A 17,820-nucleotide genomic window follows, 5' to 3' on the forward strand; every position below is an offset into this window, starting at 1 on the left:
CTTAGCGCCGTGCCCACCATTGGTCAGCGCATTCCGGTCGAGAATGGTGGGTACGCTTCGCTTGCCTAACCTACGACAGCGCTAACTAAAACGCCCCCGCCAGCTCCGTTGCGCCGGCTTTGCTGCTGTTCGAGTCCATGCGCTCATCCGTCACCGCCAGCAACTTCGCCACCGTGTTGTGGCGGATCGCGACCGGGTTGCGCTCGTAGCCGCCGCGCTGGAAGAAGTTCGAGGTCGGCACCTGTTCGCGCAGCGCCTGCGGCATCGTCACCATGTCGAGGCCGGTGCCGTCGCCGGTGAGGTTCATCATCTCGAGCTCGGCCGCGGTGAGCGGCCGGGTGTAGCCCTTGGCCCGCGCGAACAGCACCGAGGTCAGGAGCTTGTGGGTCTGGAGCATCGGGCCGACATCGACGTCGAGCACCATGGCATGCATGGCCCAGCCCTGGGCGGTGTTGCCGATCTTCTCGTGCTCGGACCAGGTGTCGGGCACCGACTTCGCATGCGCCACCATTTTCTTCAGTACCGCGAGCTTGTGCTCGAGCGCCTGGCGCGCCGGCCCCGAGCTGCGCGCCACCTTCTCCGAAAGCGCACGGATGAATTCATGGCCCTGCTCGGCCAAGAGCTCGACGCTGTTGGTGGTGAGCAATTGGTTGTAGCCCATCGCGGTCGAGATCGCGCGCTTGCCACCATGCTCGATTCCCGCCTGCACGTCGTAACTGCCGGTGCCGCCGGTCTCGAACGAATAGACCCGCACGGCCTGCTCCCGCGTCAGCCCCGAGGCGAGCGCGTAGCGCGCATAGGCTCGCTTGAACTCGACCTCGTTGGTCGGGCGCTGCGGCGTGAACTGGTAGAGCTCCTGCGCTGCGCGCAGGAAATCAGCGACCACCGGAATGGGCTTTCGTGGCGGGCGCTCCGGCGTTTCCTCCGGCTCCGGGTTCACCGGCCGCTTCGGCCCGTTGTAGAGCGGCGGATGCTCCAGCACGTAATCGTCGAGCGTGATCTGTTGTCCGCTGCGCCGCTTGGCGTTGCGGGTGCGGCGCTTCTCCGAAATCTGGCTCCAATAGGCGCCCGCTTGGGCGTCGAAGGCGGCCCGCGCCGCCTGATATTCCGCGAGCTTGCGGCGATATTCGAGCACAGCCGGCGAGGCCCCACCCTGCGCAAAAAACTGCGACAGGAGCTGAGCGTTGGCATTGCTGACGGCGGGCGGAAGCGCGTCGCCGCCGCGCGCGGCGGGCGCGAGCAGCACGAGCGCGAATGGAACCAGCGTCAGGGCGCGTCGAATCGGTGGGTGATGCATGCTGCCCCTCTTAGCAGGCATCCGGTAACCGTCACGTTAACGTGCCGTTTACCATCGTCATTTCCAGGCGAACACTGGCTGTTCCAGCTCAGTCACGCGTGTGTGCCGACCCGCCAGCACCTCGCGGAACTGGTAGATCAGCGCCGCCGTCGGTGCGTGGATCAGGCTCGCCTGATGATGGAAGCGAATCACGCGTCGCCCGCTTTCGGGGATCGCGACGAAGTCGAAAGCGTTCTCGCGCTCGATCGTGGCGAGCGCGACGCGATGGACGGACGCGACCTCGTCCGGGTTCGGCCTGATCACGGCGCTATCCGACGCCCAGACCACGACCGGCGTGATCAGATAGCCGGAGCGTGTCGGATAATCGTCGAGCGTGCCGAGCACGTCCGTGCTGTTGAGGCGGAGGCCAAGCTCCTCGTCGAGCTCGCGCAGCGCCGCCTCGACCGACGTTTCGCCGGGATCGCAACGTCCGCCCGGCAAGGCCCATTGGCCGCGATGGGCACGCAGATGCGATGCGCGCAGCGTCAGCAGCAACGCAGTGTCATCGCCCTCGCCTGCCGCAATCAGCGCAACTGCCACCGCGGCACGCTTCAATGCCGCCGGCGCTTCTTCCTCAGGCAGGCGCGCGAAGGCCGCGCAGGCGGCGGCGATATTCCGTCGTGTGGCATCGTCGAACGGTCTCATGATGCTTGACTACACCACGTCCGGCCTCGATGAAATGAGATCGCAAGGTCCGCACAGGAATGGACGACGACATGACCAACAAGGCCGCCGCAAGGCTGAAATCAGAGGGCTGGACCATTCTCGAGACCACCGGCTTCATGCACCTGATCGGCCCCTTGTGGGAGCGCAAGGTCGAGGGCCATTACGAGTTCGCACTCGCCACCGAAGACAAGCACCACAACCGCCGCGGCATGGTCCAGGGCGGCGTGATGATGACCTTCGCCGACCGCACCTGTGGTATGACCGCCCGCTACGTCTCCGGTAAGGAGTTCATGGCGACGGTGCAGCTCGACACCCATTTCGTCGAGGCCGGCCAGATCGGCGACATCCTGATCTCCCGCCCGCGCGTCGTGCGCGCGACGCGCAGCCTGATCTTCATGAGCACCGAGGTCTCGGTGGATGACCGCTGCATCGTGATGGCCAATGGCGTGTTCAAGTTCTTGACGGGACCGGGGTAAATTCCACACCCACAACTGTCATTCCCCGCGAAGGCGGGAATCCAGCACGCCGCGGCCTCTCAATCAATCACAACTGTCTCGGCGTACTGGATCGCCCGCCTTCGCGGGCGATGACACTGAATATAAGGCACAAGCGTACCCACCGTCATTGCGAGCGCAGCGAAGCAATCCAGAATCCCTCCGCAGACACATCTCTGGATTGCTTCGCTGCACTCGCAATGACCGGCGTTGCTGGCTATGCTGCCCTCCACCAATATCGAGGACAGCTCATGCAATACCGCCAGCTCGGCCGCAGCGGCCTGAAAGTGTCGCCGATTTGTCTGGGCACCATGATGTTCGGCGGGCCGACGGATGAAGCCGCGTCCAAGCAGATCATCGCGAAGGCATTCGATGCCGGGATCAATTTCATCGACACCGCAGATGCCTATGCGAAGGGCGCATCCGAACAGGTCGTCGGACGCGCGATTGCCCACAATCGTCACGCCTGGGTGCTCGCCACAAAACTCGCCAATCGCATGAACCATGATATGGGAGACGATCCCAATCGCGGCGGGCTGTCGCGGCGCTGGGTGTTGCAGGCAGCGGACGAGAGCTTGGCGCGGCTCGGCACCGACCACATCGACATCTACTATTTGCACAAGGAAGACCATGCGACGCCGCTGGAGGAGACGGTGCGCGCGATGGGCGACCTGATCCGCGCGGGCAAGGTGCGCTATTTCGGCGTGTCGAACTACCGCGCCTGGCGCGTCGCCGAGATCTGCAACATCTGCGACCGGCTCGGCATCGACCGGCCCGCGGTGAGTCAGCCCTATTACAACGCGATGAACCGCATGCCGGAGGTCGAGCATTTTCCGGCCTGCGCCTATTACGGTCTCGGCATCGTGCCCTACAGTCCCTTGGCGCGCGGCGTACTCACCGGCAAATACAAGCCCGATGCGCCCCCGGACAAGGAGACGCGCGCGGGCCGCAGCGACACCCGCATGATGCAGACCGAGTGGCGGCCGGAATCGCTCCAGCTCGCCCAAGAGATCAAGCATCACGCGGAGAACAAGGGCATCACCGCCGGCCAGTTCGCGGTCGCCTGGGTGCTGAACTCCGCTTTCGTGACCTCCATCATCGCCGGCCCCCGCACGGAAGAACAGTGGAACGACTACATCCGCGCGCTCGACTATCGCTTCACCGCAGAGGACGAGGCACTGATCGACCGGCTGGTCGTGCCGGGCCATCCCTCGACGCCAGGCTACAACGATCCCGCCTATCCGATCGAAGGACGCCGGGCGCGGACGGCTTGAACTGTGGAGACGACCATGGCTCACGAAGACCGCTACGGCCTGCCGCTCTCCACCACATCCGATGCGGCAGCCTCCGCCTATCGCGAGGGCGTCGACCTCATGCTCTCGGGGTGGACCGGCACGGCAGAGGCGCTGGACCGCGCGATTGCGACTGACCCGGATTTCGCGCTGGCCCATATCGCCCGCGCCCGCGTGCACGCGTTCTACCAGCAGGGCGATCTCGCGCGCGGCAAGGCGGCGATCGCGCGCGAGCTCGTCGCCAAACGCGGCACCGAACGCGAGCGCTCCCATGTCGAGACACTGGCGTTGGCGATCGCGGGACGGCTGCCCGAGGCGATCGCCGCGATGCGCAAGCACGTCGAGACATGGCCGCGCGATGCATTGGTGCTGTCGCTGCCGCTCGGCGCCTTCGGTCTGTTCGCCTTCTCCGGCATGGCCGATCATGACCGCGCCCGGCATGAGCTCTGCGAGCGCGTCGCGCAGCACTATGGCGAGGATTGGTGGTTTCTCACCATGTATGGCTGGGCGATGACGGAGAACGGCGACGTCCCCCGCGGCCGCGACGTTACCGAGCGCGGCTTCGAACTGCGCCGGGCGAACGCCCATGCCGCGCATGCCGTGCTGCATGCGATGTTCGAGGACGGCTCGATCGAGGCGGCCGATCGTCTCGTTGACGATTGGATCCCGTGTTACGACCGCGCCGGAATTTTGCACGGTCACATCCGCTGGCACCAGGCCCTCGGCGCGCTGGAGCACGGCGATGCAGCCCGGGCGCTGTCGATCTATGCCGACGTGCTTCAGCCGTCGGTCACGCAGGCGCCGCCGCTCAACGTCATCACGGACGCCGCATCGCTGTTGTGGCGCCTCTCGACCTACGGCCACACCGTACCGAAGGCGCTCTGGCTCGATGCCGATGCCACCGCGCAAGAGCTGTTTCCGAAGTCGAGCCTGCCTTTCGCCGACGTCCACATGGCACTGTTCGCCGCCGCAACGCAGAATCACGAGGCGCTTGCCGCGCGCCTTGCGGCGATCGAACAGCGGCTCGCGGACGGCAAGCTGCCGGCCGGCCCGGTGGTGCCCGCGATCTGCCGCGCGCTTCTGGCCTTTGCGGATGAGGATTACACGGCGTGCGCGCAAACGCTCGGGCCGGTGCTGGCTGACGTCGTGCGCATCGGCGGCAGCCACGCCCAGCGCGAATTGATCGAGGACACCTACCTCGTCGCGCTGATGCGCAGCGGTGAACTCTCCCGCGCCCGCGCCCTGCTCGACGCCCGCCTGCACCGCCGGCCATCCTTGCGCGACAGGCGTTGGCAGGCGGCGATGGGCTAGCTCTGCCACCAAAAAAACACTAGCCTGACGGCAAGTGCCGGCTGGGACAGGCTGGGCGATTTCGACGAATCGCCGTCGGGGTGACGCGGTGGTATTCCAGATGGGTCGGGCAAGGCACACGGGATCGCAGCCAATTTGCGGTTCGATGGTTATCGGACGGAGCTTTTCCCTGGTTCTCTGGCATATGAGCCTTCCGATGCGCCTCCGCCGGCCGGTCCTCGGTGCCGCCCTCATTGCCCTAGCAAGCCCTTGCTTTGCCGAGTCTTCTGCTCCCATTCCTGTCAAAAATCCGCTTGAGCAGCAGAACGCCTTCATTGACCTGCTGGCGCTGATGTCGGGCAAGTGCAAGACGCTCAAAGTCGCCGGGCGCACCTATGCCTGCAAGACGATCGCCTACGCCCATGGCGACAAGGGCCGGGTCAATTTCGCGGTCGCGGTCGACGATCCCACCGACGCAAATCACGTGGTGTCGTTCTCGGGCGAGAACGGCAAACGCGCCGACGACAATTCCTACGAGCTGCCGATCGACCGCATGCTGCTCAACTCCAAGGACCGTCCCAAGGTCGACGGCCTGCCGGTGCCGTCCGAGCAGACCTCCACCGGAATCTGCCGCCAGACCGGCAATTTCGCCGCCAGGAAGGTGAACGACGTCACCTGCTCCGCCACCGACAGCGAAGGCCGGCGCTACGAGCTCTTGTTCGTCTCCGACGGCACGCCGGTCAGCGTGCGCCGCATCCGGCAATCGGCGCCGTCGATCCAGGATCCGTTCAAGTAGCATCCTCTGTTGGCGTCAGCGTGTATGATCGCGGCCATGCTCCGGAGCGACCCATGATGCGCGATCGTCTGTTTCTGCTGCGCCCCGATTTCGAGGACCCGGCCTTTCCGGGCCGGCGCTTCTACTGTTGGCATTGCGCGCTGATCGAGGGCGTGCTGGCCTCCTTCCCGCTGGCGGCCGAACAGCTCGACGTCGCGCGCATTGCGTGGCCGCGCCCGCGACAGGCCGTGATCACGCTGGTCGGCGAAGAGAATCAATCGCTGCCGCTGCTTGTGCTCGCGATTGGGGCAACTTCGCCGCACCAGACCGGCAGCCATCATGGCCGCGCCTTCATCGCCGACAAGGACGCGATCCTCGCCGCGCTCTCCGAGCGCCACGGCTTTCCCGATCCGCATCCGTGAGGGACGTCCGAGCTGGTGGCCTCATTCGGGCGGCATGATGGCAGCGGCACAACAACGCCTACCTTGCGACAATAAATCCGACGACACGCGATCATTCGCGCGAACCGGACGTCACACGCTGCGTCGTTTCGACGCCCGCTCTGGCGGGAACGCGCTGCATGCTCATCTGTTGTCACACGACATTCAACCGGAGTGATGACATGAAGTATCTCTTTGTCGCGATCGCGATCGGTGCTGCGGCGCTTGCCGGCGGATCGGCGGCGAACGCGGCCGATAATTCGAGCGCGAAGCAGAACGCGCAGGACAGCCGATCGACCGACATCAGCGCGCAGCATAGGCACTATTATCACGGCCACCGGCACCATCATCACTGGCGTCATCACCACCATGGCCATTATCGCCCCCATTACCGGAGCTACGGCTATTACCCGCGGCACCACGGCTATTATGGCGGCGGCCCGTACGGATATTACGGCGGTGGTCCCGGCGTAACTTTTAGCTTCGGCGGCGGACGCTGGTGAGACAAATGGCCCGCAGAGATGCGGGCCTTCTTTCTTAGCTCCGCAAGATCACCCCTGCCGTCTCCAGGCCGCTCGTCAGTGCCGCTTCGACCGTGCCCATATCGCGGCCGCGATAGAGCGCTTCGCCGGACAACAGCACCAAGCCGTCGGCGCGGGCGAGTATCGCTTGCGCCTCGCGCGTCCGTGGCGTGGCCCAGGAATAGGCGCCGCGGGCAAAGGGATCGTGCGCCCAATTGCTCGCGGCCGCCGCCACGAGATCGCGCGCGATGTCCTCGCGTGACCGCTTGAAGATGGCGGCGAGCGAATCGAGCCCGGCCTCGATCAGTCCTTTCGAATCGAGATGCGACAGCGCCGCCGTCCGTGGACCGCCGAACCAGCCGGTGAGCAGGGGATGCTGGTCAGGATATCGCGTCCACCACACCGGAATCGCTTCGTCGGACAGCAGGAAGGTCATGTCGGCGAGGTCGTCTTGTCGGTCGCGCCACCATGGCCGCGCGAAGCGGAGCAGGATCTTGATGACGTTGCCGAAGGCGATGTCGTCGGCGGCAGCAAGCCTCGCGCTCACGCTCGCCGGCAGCGCGATCTCGCGCAGCAGCGGCAGCGGCACGGTGAGGATCGCCCGGTCGCAGGCAAGCCCATCACCGCCGGCGCAGCGAACCGCTACGGCGCCGCCCTCTTCCACGATCGCCAACACGGCGCAACCGAGCCGGATCGCAACGCCGCAGGCGCGGCACTCGGCCGCCAGAAAATCGATCAGCGCGCCATAGCCACCATTGATGCGCGCCTGCGGCGAGTGACCGCCATCCATCCACTCCTCGCGCAACGCCAGTGTCGAAGCACGCTCGGGGTCTGCCGCGTCATAGCCCTCGACCATCCGCTCGATCGAATGGCGCAGCCGCGTATAGTCCTCCCCGGCAAAATGGCGGCGCAGGAAATCGGCCACAGTCAGATCGTCCTTCAAGTCCCGCAGCGCGGCTTGCAGCTCCGCCTCATGCGGATCGTGGCGGTCCTCACGCGAGAGGCTTGCGCCGTCAAAGCTCCATTGCGTGCCTTCGATCTCCTGAAGGGACAGCCCGGCTTCGCGCAGCAAAGCCCGCGTGACCGGCGCCTCGCCATGGACGAACTCGGCTCCGCCGTCGGCGGGATAGCCGAATTGCAATGCCGGCAGCGGATTGATGCGCCCGCCGCAGCGCTCGCGCGCCTCCAGGATGGTCACGCGTCTGCCCGCACGCGCCAGCTCCCGCGCTGCCATCAGGCCGGCGGCGCCGGCGCCGACGATGACGATGTGCTCCGATGATTCCGACATGCCGGCGCTTACTTGGCCACGGCCTGCGGCTCGTTCTGGATCAGATAGCGCAGCAGCAGGACACCGCCGCCGAGCTCCCGCGTGCTCTCCAGCGTCATCGCCATGATGGGCGCGCGCTTGTCGCTGTCCGCAGCCGTCGAGTCGAACACGAAGGGCGCACCGCTCGCGCCATCCACTGCTGGGCTGAGGATCAGATTGAATTCGTCGATGAGACCCGCGCGCAGGAACGCGCCATTGGCGACACCGCCGCCCTCGACCAGCAGACGCTTCACGCCGAGCTCACGGCTGAGGATGTCCAGCGTCAGCGCCAGATCGATCTCGGACTTGCCGGCGAAGACGTAGGACACCCCCTCGCCGCGCAGCCCTGCGAGATGCGAATCCGGCACGCTTTCGGCTAGCACGACGACAATTGGATCCCCGCCGATGTCGGCGCGGCCCCAGCCGATCTTGCCCTGCGCATCGAGCACGACCCCAAAGCTTTTCGCATCGCGTCGTGCGAACCAGTTCTCGCGCGGAAATTTCTCGCTCGTCGCGGTCGGATACGGCTTGCCCTTGGCGAATTCCGAGCCAGTAACGCGGCCGATCACCCAGGCGTCGCCGCCGAGCTCGTCATGGATTTTCTCGAACCAGTCCGTGCCCGCACCCTTCGGACGCCAGCGGCTGGGATGCGTGCGGCCATCCAGGCTGGCGTGCATCAGGCAGATGACATAAGGCTTCATGTGATACTCCGGTCTCAGGCCGCCGATCCGCCAGCCAAGGCGCGCTGCTCCGGCCCCTCCGCCTTCGGATTGACGTCGATGCCCTTGTCCGCCTGCCAGCTGCCGGCGAGACGGCGGAGCGGACCGAGATTGGCAAGGCCGTCGGGCGAAACGTCCTCGGGCTCGGTGAAGATGTCGGCGGCAAGAGGGAGCACGGGGGCCTCGCGGGATTGCGAGGAGCAGCAATAGCACGGAGGCGGGAACGCGGCTCGTGCTCAAGTCTCACAATTGCGAATGGACATAGGCGCCACGCGCAGACGGTTGTTGGAAGGACCTTGCCAAGTGAGCGAAGTGGAGCTGAGCCTCCTCAGCCTTAAGCTTTGGTTGGGGCAAAGCTCAATTCTTCAGCTGACGACATCCGTGTGACCACGGAGGTCGGCTGGAAGCGATACCTTTGGTCATCTGTCCCGGCCTCTCACATCGCGCGTGCCAGAACGATCGTGCCGGACAGGATGAGGACCGCGCCCGCCGCATAACTCAATCGCCGGCCGAGCGGCAGCAGTTTCTCAGCGGCGACATAGAGCGCAATGCCGACGACCCAGGCTAGATTCATCGCGCCGCCGACGAACAGCAATGCCATCAGAAACCAGCAGCAGCCGACGCAATAGCTGCCGTGGCGAAGTCCCATCCGCAAAGCTCCGCGCGTGCCGGGCCGCCAATGCCGGCTGAGAAACAGCAGCGGGCTCTCGCAGTAGCGCAGGCACGCATGTTTGAGCGGCGTGAACTGGTAGAGGCCTGCGGCAAGCAGAATGCTGCCGCCGAAGATTGCGCTGGTGCTGGTCATCGCCATCGACAGCAATCCCAAGCGTTCCAACACCGATTGCGCCAGGACCGCAACGACACTGAACCCCGCCCATGTCACGAGATAACCGGCGAGAAAGATCCAGGCATCGATTGCGGCCCGGGATGCAGTCTCCTGCTTGCGCTTGACGGTCGCATACAAGAGAACGGTGGGCGCCGCGCTCGGCGCCATCATCGCGATCATCATCACCCACCACATCACGAACAGCAGCGCAGCGTAGAGTGGCGTCCACGGCATTGGCGCCATGTCCGGCATGGCGGTCATCATCTCGGTGTCCATGCCGGCGCCCCCCGCGAGATAGGCCCAGGCGAGCGCCGCCACTGTGGCGGTCCCGATTGCGACGATCAGCCGGTCGCGCTGAAGTAGGCGTTCCAGCATCAAGCGCCCCCGCATGGACTTTTCCAGGATCGCGATGAGGAGCCGACACCGAGGCCTCGTCTCGATGTCAGCGCCGCATCATGCCGCAATGCCCTCGGGCGTTTGCACGACATTGGCGAGCGAGCTGTGCGTGCCCTGGGTCTCGAACGGGATCGCACCGGTCGAGCGGATGTTGGCGGACGCGATCTCGGCAGCCCTGTGCTCGAATCCCTCGGGCATCACCACCTGGATGCGGTGCGGATCACCCGTCACCGGATTCCTGATCGGCTCGACGTCGGTCTCGAGCACGCCCGTGGCGACGAGTTTTGCGACGCGGCCGTCCTTGTCGAAGGAAAATTCGAAGGGGGCGAAAATCGGATCGTGGATCTTGGTGACGATGAGGCTGACAATCTGAAAAAGCGTACCCTCGGCCGAATGTTTGCCTGAAAAGATATTGAACAACGCCTGGCGCTGTTCCGGCGCGGCGCGTTCGTCGATGATGGGCTGGATTGTCCCGTTGCCTTCATGCAGCGGGCCGGGGAAATCGACCGTGATCGCGAAGCACAGACCGTCGAGCCTGGTTCCTTCGAAATGTCCTTTGGCGATCCGCATGCCGAACATTCCCTTGCAATAGCCCTTGGTCGGCGGCGCATTGAAATCGCAGGGGCAGCCAAACGCGCAGGTGCAATTCTTCATCCATTCGCCTTCGAGACGCCAGTCCGATGCAGCCATGGCACATCTCCCAATGTGAGCGAGGGACGCGGCAGCCGTAGACGAATTTTTTCAGCGTTATGTCGAAGCCTTGCGAGAAAGTGCGAGCGGGATCGAATCCGATCAGAAGGCCGGCATCGCGGGAAAGTCTGTGGCTAGCTGCCATTTACCGTCCTATGGCCAAGAGCATATCAGCTGCAGCCGGGCGCGTACAGCGAACGGATGCGGCAGAGCAGCCGGCTCTTGAGACGTCGAACTGCCACCTTTCAGGCCATCTGCAGCGATGCTGGCTCAGTGCCGCATTGAAGTGGCCCGGCGGAGGTGGCGCTCATTTGCGCAACGCTGGCTTGCTAGACGGTTCGGGCGTCGATGCCGATGCCGACGTTACCCGGCGCCGTGATGAGCGAGAAGGCGGCCTGGCCGCCCAGGACCGAAAAGGGAGAGGTGTAGGTGATGCCAAGAGCAAGGGCGTCCCATGCGCGTTGAGTCCGGTCACAACCGAGCCGCGCGCGCCATTGCTGGTGACGAAATTCTGCGCCGCTCCGGCGTTCGCCTGGAGATGCAGGTAGACCGTCGCATATGCCCAGCCAGGAACGCCCCGCGAGCGCGTAACGCGTGCCGATCTTGGCTTAGTCAGCTTCTTGCTTCAGCGCGGGAAAGCGTAGTTGGTGCCCAGGGGCGGAATCGAACCACCGACACTGCGATTTTCAGTCGCATGCTCTACCAACTGAGCTACCTGGGCGTGCTCCAAGAGAGGGGCCAAAGCCCATCGAGCGGGCGGTTTATAGTGGGCCGAGAGCGGCCTGTCCACCCGGCTTCGCGTGAAGGCTGCGCCGGGCGCGGCCCGGCTGTGTACAAGGTGGGGCAGTGTCGCTGCGGCTGGCGCCTGGCGCTTCCTGAACTTAACAAATCATTGATATTGCTTCTATTCTACGTCATCCACCTCGTCGTCGCGGCCGGGGATGACGTAGGAGCCCTTCAACCAGCGGTTCAGGTCGACGTCGCGGCAGCGCGAGGAGCAGAACGGGCGGGTGGCCTGCGACTGCGGCTTGCCGCAGATCGGGCAGGTCTTGAGGGGTTTGGCGGGCGTTTTGAGGTGATCGTTCATGGTGTCGGCGCTTACACGAGGTGAAGGAGTTCAACAGCCTGTCAGGAAAACGGGTTCCTCGCGCGGCGGCGCAGGCGTTCGCGCGGCGGGCCGGTGGGGCCATTCTACTGCGCATGGGGTTGTTTCGCGATTTTTCTCGAGGGCGCTGTCGTGCTCACAGCGCGGTGGCGTTGAGCCAGCCGAAGCGGATCGGAAAGCCCTCGCCGCCGAGCAGGGTCGTCGTCTCGTACAGCGGCAGGCCGACTACGTTGGTGTACGAGCCGACCATCTTGACCACGAACGAGCCGGCGATGCCCTGCACCGCATAGCCGCCGGCTTTGCCGCGCCATTCGCCCGAGCCGATATAGGCCTGGATGTCGTCTTCCGACAGGCGCTTGAAGCGGACGCGGGTCTCGATCAGGCGCTGGCGAAAGGCCTCGCGCGGCGTGACGACGCAGATCGCGGTGTAGACACGGTGGTTGCGGCCCGAGAGCAGCCGCAGGCACTGCGCGGCTTCGTCGACCAGATTGGCCTTGGGCAGGATGCGGCGGCCGACCGCCACCACGGTGTCGGCAGAGAGGATGAAGGCGCCGCGCAGCTCATCATCCAGCTGCACCGATTTGAGCGCCGCATCGGCCTTGGCCCTCGCGAGGCGGTTGGCGCAGGCGCGCGGCAGCTCGCCCCGCTTCGGCGTCTCGTCGACGTCGGCCGGCCGGAGCGCGTCCGGCTCGATGCCGGCCTGATTGAGCAGCGCCAGGCGCCGCGGCGAACCGGAGGCAAGTACGAATTTGGGGCGGCCGAGCATCAGGTGATTTGGGGGATGAAGCGGGGTGAATTGCGCGCGGAACCTATCGGAAGGGGGCCGGTTTCACAACCCGGGAACCGGAGGTTTGGTGATTCGAGGTTGCCAACACGCGTGTGCCTGCGCTCTGTGACGCGGGTGTTACGCACGCCGCATGCTATCCGCTCGCCGCACCCACCTTCGCGAACCGCCTGCGGATGCGCATCAAGAGCTGATCGCAAACCTCGCGATAGGCGGCGAGCTTCTGGTCACGGCTGCCTTCGATGGTGGTGGGATCCTGCGTCGGCCAGTATTCGACCTCGGCAGCGAGCGTGCGGGTCAGCTCAAGCGCCTTGTGGTGGGCCTCCGGCGACAATGTGATGATGAGGTCGAAGTTCAGGCCCTCCCAATCCTCCAGCTCCTCGAAGGTCTGCGGCTTGTGGGCGGAGATGTCCTGGCCGAGTTCGGCCATCACCGACACCGCAAATGGATCGAGGTCGCCCTTCCTGGCACCGGCCGACTTCACGTAGAGGCCCTGCGGAAACATGTGCTGCAACAGGCTCTCGGCCATCGGCGAGCGCACGCTGTTCATCGCGCAGGCGAACAGCACCGATTGCGGATCGCGTGCGCGTGGCGGCGCCGCCATCGCGCTTAGCCTTTCCAGTGCAGGACAGTAATGAGCGTGAACAGCCGGCGCGAGGTCTCGAAATCGACCCGCACCTTGCCCTTCAGCCGCTCCTGGAGCGTGCGCGATCCCTCGTCATGGATGCCGCGGCGGCCCATGTCGATGGCCTCGATCTTGTCCGGCGTCGCGGTCCGGATCGCCTGATAATAGCTGTCGCAAATCATGAAATAGTCCTTCACGATCCGTCGGAACGGCGTCAGCGACAACAGATGCGCGACCACGGGCGTGCCGTCCTCGCGGCGAATGTCGAACATCAGGCGGTTGCCGGTGATGCCGATATGCAGCGTGAACGGGCCCTGCCCTTCGGCACCGTCGGGCGCGAACAAATTCTGCTCGATCAGGTCGTAGATCGCGATCGCGCGTTCATGCTCGATGTCCGGCCCGGAACGGCCGATCGAGTCCTCGTCCAGCGTGACGCCGACGATGCGATTGGTCGAGTCGTCCTGTTCGGGCGGCCTTGTCATGACTGATTGAGGCGCAATCCAATCGAGCGCGAATGCGCGTCCAGCCCTTCCGCCTGTCCAAGCGTCATCGCGGCCGGACCTAGCGCACGCAGCTGATCCGGACCGCATTTCAGGATCGAGGTGCGCTTGATGAAGTCGTGCACCGACAGGCCCGAGGAGAACCGCGCCGAGCGCGCTGTCGGCAGCACGTGGTTGGAGCCGCCGACATAATCGCCGATCGCCTCCGGCGTATGCGCACCGAGGAACACCGCACCTGCATTGCGGATCTTCGCGGCGAGCGCATCGGGATCGCTCGTCATGATCTCGAGATGCTCGGCGGCGATCGCGTCCGCGAGCGGGATGGCGCCAGCAATATCCTTCACCATGATGATGGCGCCGAAATCGGCCCACGAGGCGCCAGCGATCGCAGCCCGCGGCAGCGTCTTCAGCTGCGCCGCGACCGCCTTTTCGACCTCGGCGGCAAGCCGCGCGGAATCGGTGATCAGGATCGATTGCGCGCTGGCATCGTGCTCGGCCTGTGCCAACAGATCCGCGGCGATCCAGTCGGCATTGCCGGTGTCATCGGCGATCACCAGCACCTCGGAGGGACCCGCGATCATGTCGATGCCGACCTTGCCGAACACCAGCCGCTTTGCGGCGGCGACATAGGCGTTGCCGGGCCCGACGATCTTGGCAACCGGCGCGATCGTCGCGGTGCCGTGCGCGAGCGCGGCCACGGCCTGTGCGCCGCCAACCCGGTAGATCTCCGTGACGCCGCCGAGATGGGCTGCCGCCAGCACCAGCGGGTTGAGCTTGCCGTCGGGCGAGGGCACCACCATGACGAGGCGCGCAACGCCGGCGACCTTCGCGGGCACGGCGTTCATCAGCACCGAGGAGGGATAGGCCGCGGTGCCGCCGGGCACATAGAGGCCGGCGGATTCGATTGCGGTGTAGCGCCAGCCGAGCTCGACGCCGAGCGGGTCGGTGAAACGTTCGTCCGTCGGAAGCTGGCGGCGGTGATAGATCTCGATGCGGTCGCGCGCGAGCTTCAGCGCGTCCAGCGTCGCGGCATCACAGGCCTTTGTCGCGGCTTCGATCTCGGCGGCGGTGACGCGCAAGGAGGCGGCATCCAGCGAAAGCCGGTCGAATTTTTTCGTGGCCTCGAGCAGGGCCGCATCGCCCCGCTTAGCGACGTCGTCGACGATTGCGCGCGCGGCGGCCTCGACGTCCGCCGAGACCTCGCGCTTGGCGGCGAGGAAGGCCGCGAATCGCTGGTCAAAATCGGCGCTGCTGCGGTCGAGACGAACGGGCATTTGGCTGGGCTTCTGGCTGGTCTTTTGGGGCGGATTGGCTCACCCGACCCTGCTCAATGGCGCGGCGGGGAAGCGGCGTCAACCCTTGGGCCGGGTCGTTTCCCTCCGCTGCCGTCCTGGCTTTCGCCAGGACGACAGCGGAATGCGTTGGCTTGGCATGCCATTCTCACCCCTCGATCCCCGGGCCCGCCCCCAGCGCGTCCGCCCCGAGGTCGGTCAGCTCGCATTCCAGGCATTCGACGTCGAGGCGGATGGCGCCGCCCTGGGCGAACAGAAGCAGGGCACTGCCGCCGGGCTCCTCGTTGCGGCCACCCTGGGGGTGAAACTCGATGCCGACGAGGTCCAGCACCTTGTCCGGTGCGGCGAGGTCGATGTTGCGCGACTTGCAGGCAAGCACGCGGTCGAAGCGGAGCGCGGCGACCAGCCGGCGCGGCTCGGTCTCGCCTTCCAGCGTCTGCTCCCAGTCGAGCCGGCTCATGCCGACGACAAGCCGCTTCTCGCTCTGCCGCCAGATGATGTCGGAGGCCTGGACACGGGCGTCCTGGACATGGGTCGAGATGACAGCGAGATCGTCGGCGTCAAGTGCGATCAGTTTGAGCTGGGGAGACATCGCCGACGCTTCTCCTTCAAGGGCGGACGGGACTCAACGCGCGCGAGCGCCGAACTTTCCGCACCAAACTAACTGCGCGGCGGACTAGAGGCTATTGATATCCTCCGTTTTCAGCATCTTCGCGGATACCTCTGCCGCGCGACGCGGGTCATGGCGCGGTCGATCTGCTCGGCTCGAGGTGACGAGCGATGGTGAGATCCGGCGGAGCACGCGAAGCTTCACTCCCTGAAGAACGCCAGGAGGTCCGCGTTGATGGTCTCGGCGTGCGTGGTCGGCATGCCGTGGGGGAAGCCTTTGTAGGTCTTGAGGATGCCTTTTTTTAACAGCTTGGCCGACAGCGGCGCGGAATCGGCGTAAGGCACGATCTGGTCGTCGTCGCCGTGCATGACCAGCACCGGCACGTTGATCTTCTTCAGGTCCTCGGTGAAGTCGGTCTGCGAGAACGCGACGATGCCGTCGTAATGCGCTTTTGCGCCGCCCATCATGCCCTGGCGCCACCAGTTCTGGATCACCGCTTCCGACGGCTTTGCGCCGGGACGATTGTAGCCATAGAACGGGCCGGCGGGCAGGTCGCGATAGAATTGCGTGCGGCTGGCCGCGAGTTGCGCCTGGAGGTCGTCGAACACGCTCTTCGGCAGGCCGCCGGGATTGGCCGCGGTCTGCACCATCAGCGGCGGCACTGCGGCCAGGATCGCCGCTTTCGCGACGCGGCTCTCGCCGTGGCGCGCGATGTAGTGCACGACCTCGCCGCCACCGGTGGAGTGGCCGACATGGAAGGCGTTCTTGAGGTCGAGATGGGCGGTCAGCGCGGCAAGGTCGTCGGCGTAATGATCCATGTCGTGGCCGTCGGCGACCTGCGCCGAGCGGCCGTGGCCGCGGCGGTCATGCGCGATGACGCGGTAGCCATGCGAGACGAAGAACAACATCTGCGCGTCCCAGTCGTCGGCCGAGAGCGGCCAGCCATGACTGAACACGATCGGCTGGCCCGAGCCCCAATCCTTGTAGAAGATCGCGACGCCGTCTTTGGTGGTGATGGTGGGCATTGCTAGGCTCCTTGAACGATCAGGCAAACGCCATCGGCCTGAAGCGGCGCCAGGCGCCGATGGTGAGCAGCACGAAGAACACCAGCACGATGCCCTGCACCACCGCGAACACCGGACCCGACGGTGGCGCCGGCGGCACGGCGGGCGCGAGCGCGGCGAGCGCCGGCACCTTCAGGAACGACTGGATGACCAGCACGAAGACGTTGAAATAGAGCGAGACCATCGCGGTCACGATATAGACCGGGCGCCAGGCACCTGCGAGCTTCATCCCGTAGAGCGCGATGCAGGCGATCGCGAGCAGCAACAGCGAGATGATGCCGATGACGTGCGACGGCAGCAGCTTCTCGAACGGAAACAGGAAGCCGGTCGCGCTGGTCAGGATCGTGAACAGCAGGAAGATCGCGGTGAGGCCCGGCATCGACTTCGAGCCGAGCAGGCCGAACATCACGACGAGGCCCGCGACGATGGCAATCAGGCTGATGACGACATGGATCATCGTAAAGGCGGACAGGCTCAACCCAAGCACCATGACGTCTCTCCTACGTGTCCAGCATTGAGATCAGGCGATTGATATTACGGTCCTCATCGGATTGCCACATGCGATGGCGCCGCACATGCCCCCCGAGCCATGCGCCATCGTGCGAAGTGACAAACGCGTGCTCGGATTTTTTGCAGCGCTGTCACAAACGACAGCAGGTTTTCGACGAACTTGAATCATCTTCGGCAAGAGCGGCCCGCGATATGTGGGCCGCCCTTGCGCGTGGTTCACACTTCCTTGGTGTCGAAGATCAGCAGGTCGGCGCCGCCGCTGGCGAATTTCGGCACGTCGCCCGCTGCCGCCTTGCCTTCTGCGCTGCCGAATGCCGCCTGGATGGCGGCCACGCTGTCGAAAGTGAGAATTGCGACGAGGTGGACTCCGGAAGGACCAGCGGGAGAGCCGACCGGGCCGGTGCTGACCGCGTACTTCTTCAAGCCGGGCAGTTTCTTGGCAAGCGGAATGTGGGTCTCGGCATAATGCTTGTCGAAGGCCGCAGCATCCTTGGGCGTCTTGTAGAGGACGACGAGTTCAGCCATTTAGTCCTCCCTGTGAAACTTGTTGTGTTTAGATCCTCATGGTGAGGAGCGTGC

The 17,820-nt window shown here is 65.2% G+C and carries 21 protein-coding genes, 1 tRNA gene and 1 pseudogene; 6 read left to right on the forward strand and 17 right to left on the reverse strand.

Annotated elements, in window-relative coordinates; all coding sequences use genetic code 11:
• Positions 1-85: 85 nt before the first annotated feature.
• Together IVB01_RS29595 and IVB01_RS29600 are read right to left on the reverse strand one after the other, a co-directional pair.
• Positions 86-1,297 carry a hypothetical protein gene (locus IVB01_RS29595; protein WP_247281449.1) on the reverse strand — a complete coding sequence of 404 codons (1,212 nt, stop codon included), beginning with the start codon at positions 1,295-1,297 and terminating at the stop codon, positions 86-88.
• Positions 1,298-1,354: 57 nt separating this feature from the next.
• Positions 1,355-1,981, reverse strand: coding sequence for a CoA pyrophosphatase (locus IVB01_RS29600; RefSeq protein WP_247281450.1), 627 nt, complete (start codon positions 1,979-1,981; stop codon positions 1,355-1,357).
• Between the two features lie 71 nt (positions 1,982-2,052).
• Between IVB01_RS29600 and IVB01_RS29605 the strand changes: the two genes are divergently transcribed.
• The 6 genes from IVB01_RS29605 to IVB01_RS29630 all read left to right on the forward strand — a co-directional run bounded on the left by IVB01_RS29605 (position 2,053) and on the right by IVB01_RS29630 (position 6,796).
• The gene (locus tag IVB01_RS29605) at positions 2,053-2,478 is read left to right on the forward strand and encodes a PaaI family thioesterase (RefSeq protein WP_247281451.1); all 426 of its coding nucleotides are present in this window, start codon (positions 2,053-2,055) and stop codon (positions 2,476-2,478) included.
• 269 nt (positions 2,479-2,747) lie between these two features.
• Positions 2,748-3,770, forward strand: a complete 1,023-nt coding sequence (locus tag IVB01_RS29610) for an aldo/keto reductase (RefSeq protein ID WP_247281452.1) — start codon at positions 2,748-2,750, stop codon at positions 3,768-3,770.
• Between the two features lie 15 nt (positions 3,771-3,785).
• Positions 3,786-5,099, forward strand: coding sequence for a tetratricopeptide repeat protein (locus tag IVB01_RS29615; protein ID WP_247281453.1), 1,314 nt, complete (start codon positions 3,786-3,788; stop codon positions 5,097-5,099).
• 196 nt (positions 5,100-5,295) lie between these two features.
• A complete protein-coding gene (locus tag IVB01_RS29620; RefSeq protein ID WP_247281454.1) occupies positions 5,296-5,874 on the forward strand; it encodes a hypothetical protein in 579 nt (192 codons plus the stop codon).
• A gap of 53 nt (positions 5,875-5,927) precedes the next feature.
• Positions 5,928-6,275, forward strand: coding sequence for a DUF3088 domain-containing protein (locus IVB01_RS29625; RefSeq protein WP_247281455.1), 348 nt, complete (start codon positions 5,928-5,930; stop codon positions 6,273-6,275).
• 200 nt (positions 6,276-6,475) lie between these two features.
• Complete coding sequence (locus IVB01_RS29630; RefSeq protein WP_247281456.1) at positions 6,476-6,796, forward strand: hypothetical protein; 321 nt, start codon at positions 6,476-6,478, stop codon at positions 6,794-6,796.
• A gap of 34 nt (positions 6,797-6,830) precedes the next feature.
• Here the strand turns inward: IVB01_RS29630 and IVB01_RS29635 are convergent, their stop codons facing one another.
• The 15 genes and pseudogenes from IVB01_RS29635 to IVB01_RS29705 all read right to left on the reverse strand — a co-directional run bounded on the left by IVB01_RS29635 (position 6,831) and on the right by IVB01_RS29705 (position 17,766).
• Positions 6,831-8,102: an NAD(P)/FAD-dependent oxidoreductase gene (locus tag IVB01_RS29635; RefSeq protein ID WP_247281457.1), complete on the reverse strand. Its 1,272-nt coding sequence runs from the start codon at positions 8,100-8,102 to the stop codon at positions 6,831-6,833.
• An 8-nt stretch (positions 8,103-8,110) separates the two neighbouring features.
• Positions 8,111-8,821: a dihydrofolate reductase family protein gene (locus tag IVB01_RS29640; protein ID WP_247281458.1), complete on the reverse strand. Its 711-nt coding sequence runs from the start codon at positions 8,819-8,821 to the stop codon at positions 8,111-8,113.
• A gap of 41 nt (positions 8,822-8,862) precedes the next feature.
• Positions 8,863-9,015: pseudogene (locus tag IVB01_RS29645) on the reverse strand (FABP family protein); the annotation flags it as partial.
• Positions 9,016-9,275: 260 nt separating this feature from the next.
• On the reverse strand, positions 9,276-10,040 hold the full coding sequence (locus IVB01_RS29650; RefSeq protein WP_247416872.1) for a DUF2182 domain-containing protein: 765 nt from the start codon (positions 10,038-10,040) through the stop codon (positions 9,276-9,278).
• A gap of 78 nt (positions 10,041-10,118) precedes the next feature.
• Positions 10,119-10,751: a DUF1326 domain-containing protein gene (locus IVB01_RS29655; RefSeq protein ID WP_247281460.1), complete on the reverse strand. Its 633-nt coding sequence runs from the start codon at positions 10,749-10,751 to the stop codon at positions 10,119-10,121.
• A gap of 645 nt (positions 10,752-11,396) precedes the next feature.
• A tRNA-Phe gene (locus IVB01_RS29660) sits at positions 11,397-11,472 on the reverse strand.
• 183 nt (positions 11,473-11,655) lie between these two features.
• The gene (gene yacG / locus IVB01_RS29665) at positions 11,656-11,838 is read right to left on the reverse strand and encodes a DNA gyrase inhibitor YacG (protein WP_247281461.1); all 183 of its coding nucleotides are present in this window, start codon (positions 11,836-11,838) and stop codon (positions 11,656-11,658) included.
• Positions 11,839-11,992: 154 nt separating this feature from the next.
• Complete coding sequence (locus IVB01_RS29670; RefSeq protein WP_247281462.1) at positions 11,993-12,622, reverse strand: Maf-like protein; 630 nt, start codon at positions 12,620-12,622, stop codon at positions 11,993-11,995.
• Positions 12,623-12,776: 154 nt separating this feature from the next.
• A complete protein-coding gene (locus IVB01_RS29675; RefSeq protein WP_247281463.1) occupies positions 12,777-13,244 on the reverse strand; it encodes a low molecular weight phosphatase family protein in 468 nt (155 codons plus the stop codon).
• A 5-nt stretch (positions 13,245-13,249) separates the two neighbouring features.
• The gene (locus IVB01_RS29680; RefSeq protein WP_247281464.1) at positions 13,250-13,747 is read right to left on the reverse strand and encodes a UPF0262 family protein; all 498 of its coding nucleotides are present in this window, start codon (positions 13,745-13,747) and stop codon (positions 13,250-13,252) included.
• Complete coding sequence (hisD, locus tag IVB01_RS29685; protein ID WP_247281465.1) at positions 13,744-15,039, reverse strand: histidinol dehydrogenase; 1,296 nt, start codon at positions 15,037-15,039, stop codon at positions 13,744-13,746. Before hisD ends, IVB01_RS29680 begins: the two co-directional genes overlap by 4 nt.
• A 166-nt stretch (positions 15,040-15,205) precedes the next feature.
• Complete coding sequence (locus IVB01_RS29690; RefSeq protein ID WP_247281466.1) at positions 15,206-15,649, reverse strand: DUF2948 family protein; 444 nt, start codon at positions 15,647-15,649, stop codon at positions 15,206-15,208.
• 218 nt (positions 15,650-15,867) lie between these two features.
• Positions 15,868-16,692, reverse strand: a complete 825-nt coding sequence (locus IVB01_RS29695; RefSeq protein WP_247281467.1) for an alpha/beta hydrolase — start codon at positions 16,690-16,692, stop codon at positions 15,868-15,870.
• Positions 16,693-16,711: 19 nt separating this feature from the next.
• Positions 16,712-17,221 (reverse strand): hypothetical protein, encoded by a 510-nt coding sequence (locus IVB01_RS29700; RefSeq protein WP_247281468.1) that lies wholly within the window; start codon positions 17,219-17,221, stop codon positions 16,712-16,714.
• 236 nt (positions 17,222-17,457) lie between these two features.
• Positions 17,458-17,766 (reverse strand): EthD family reductase, encoded by a 309-nt coding sequence (locus IVB01_RS29705; protein WP_247281469.1) that lies wholly within the window; start codon positions 17,764-17,766, stop codon positions 17,458-17,460.
• Positions 17,767-17,820 lie beyond the last annotated feature (54 nt).

The organism is Bradyrhizobium sp. 164 (assembly GCF_023073715.1).
In the GTDB taxonomy this organism is placed as follows: domain Bacteria; phylum Pseudomonadota; class Alphaproteobacteria; order Rhizobiales; family Xanthobacteraceae; genus Bradyrhizobium.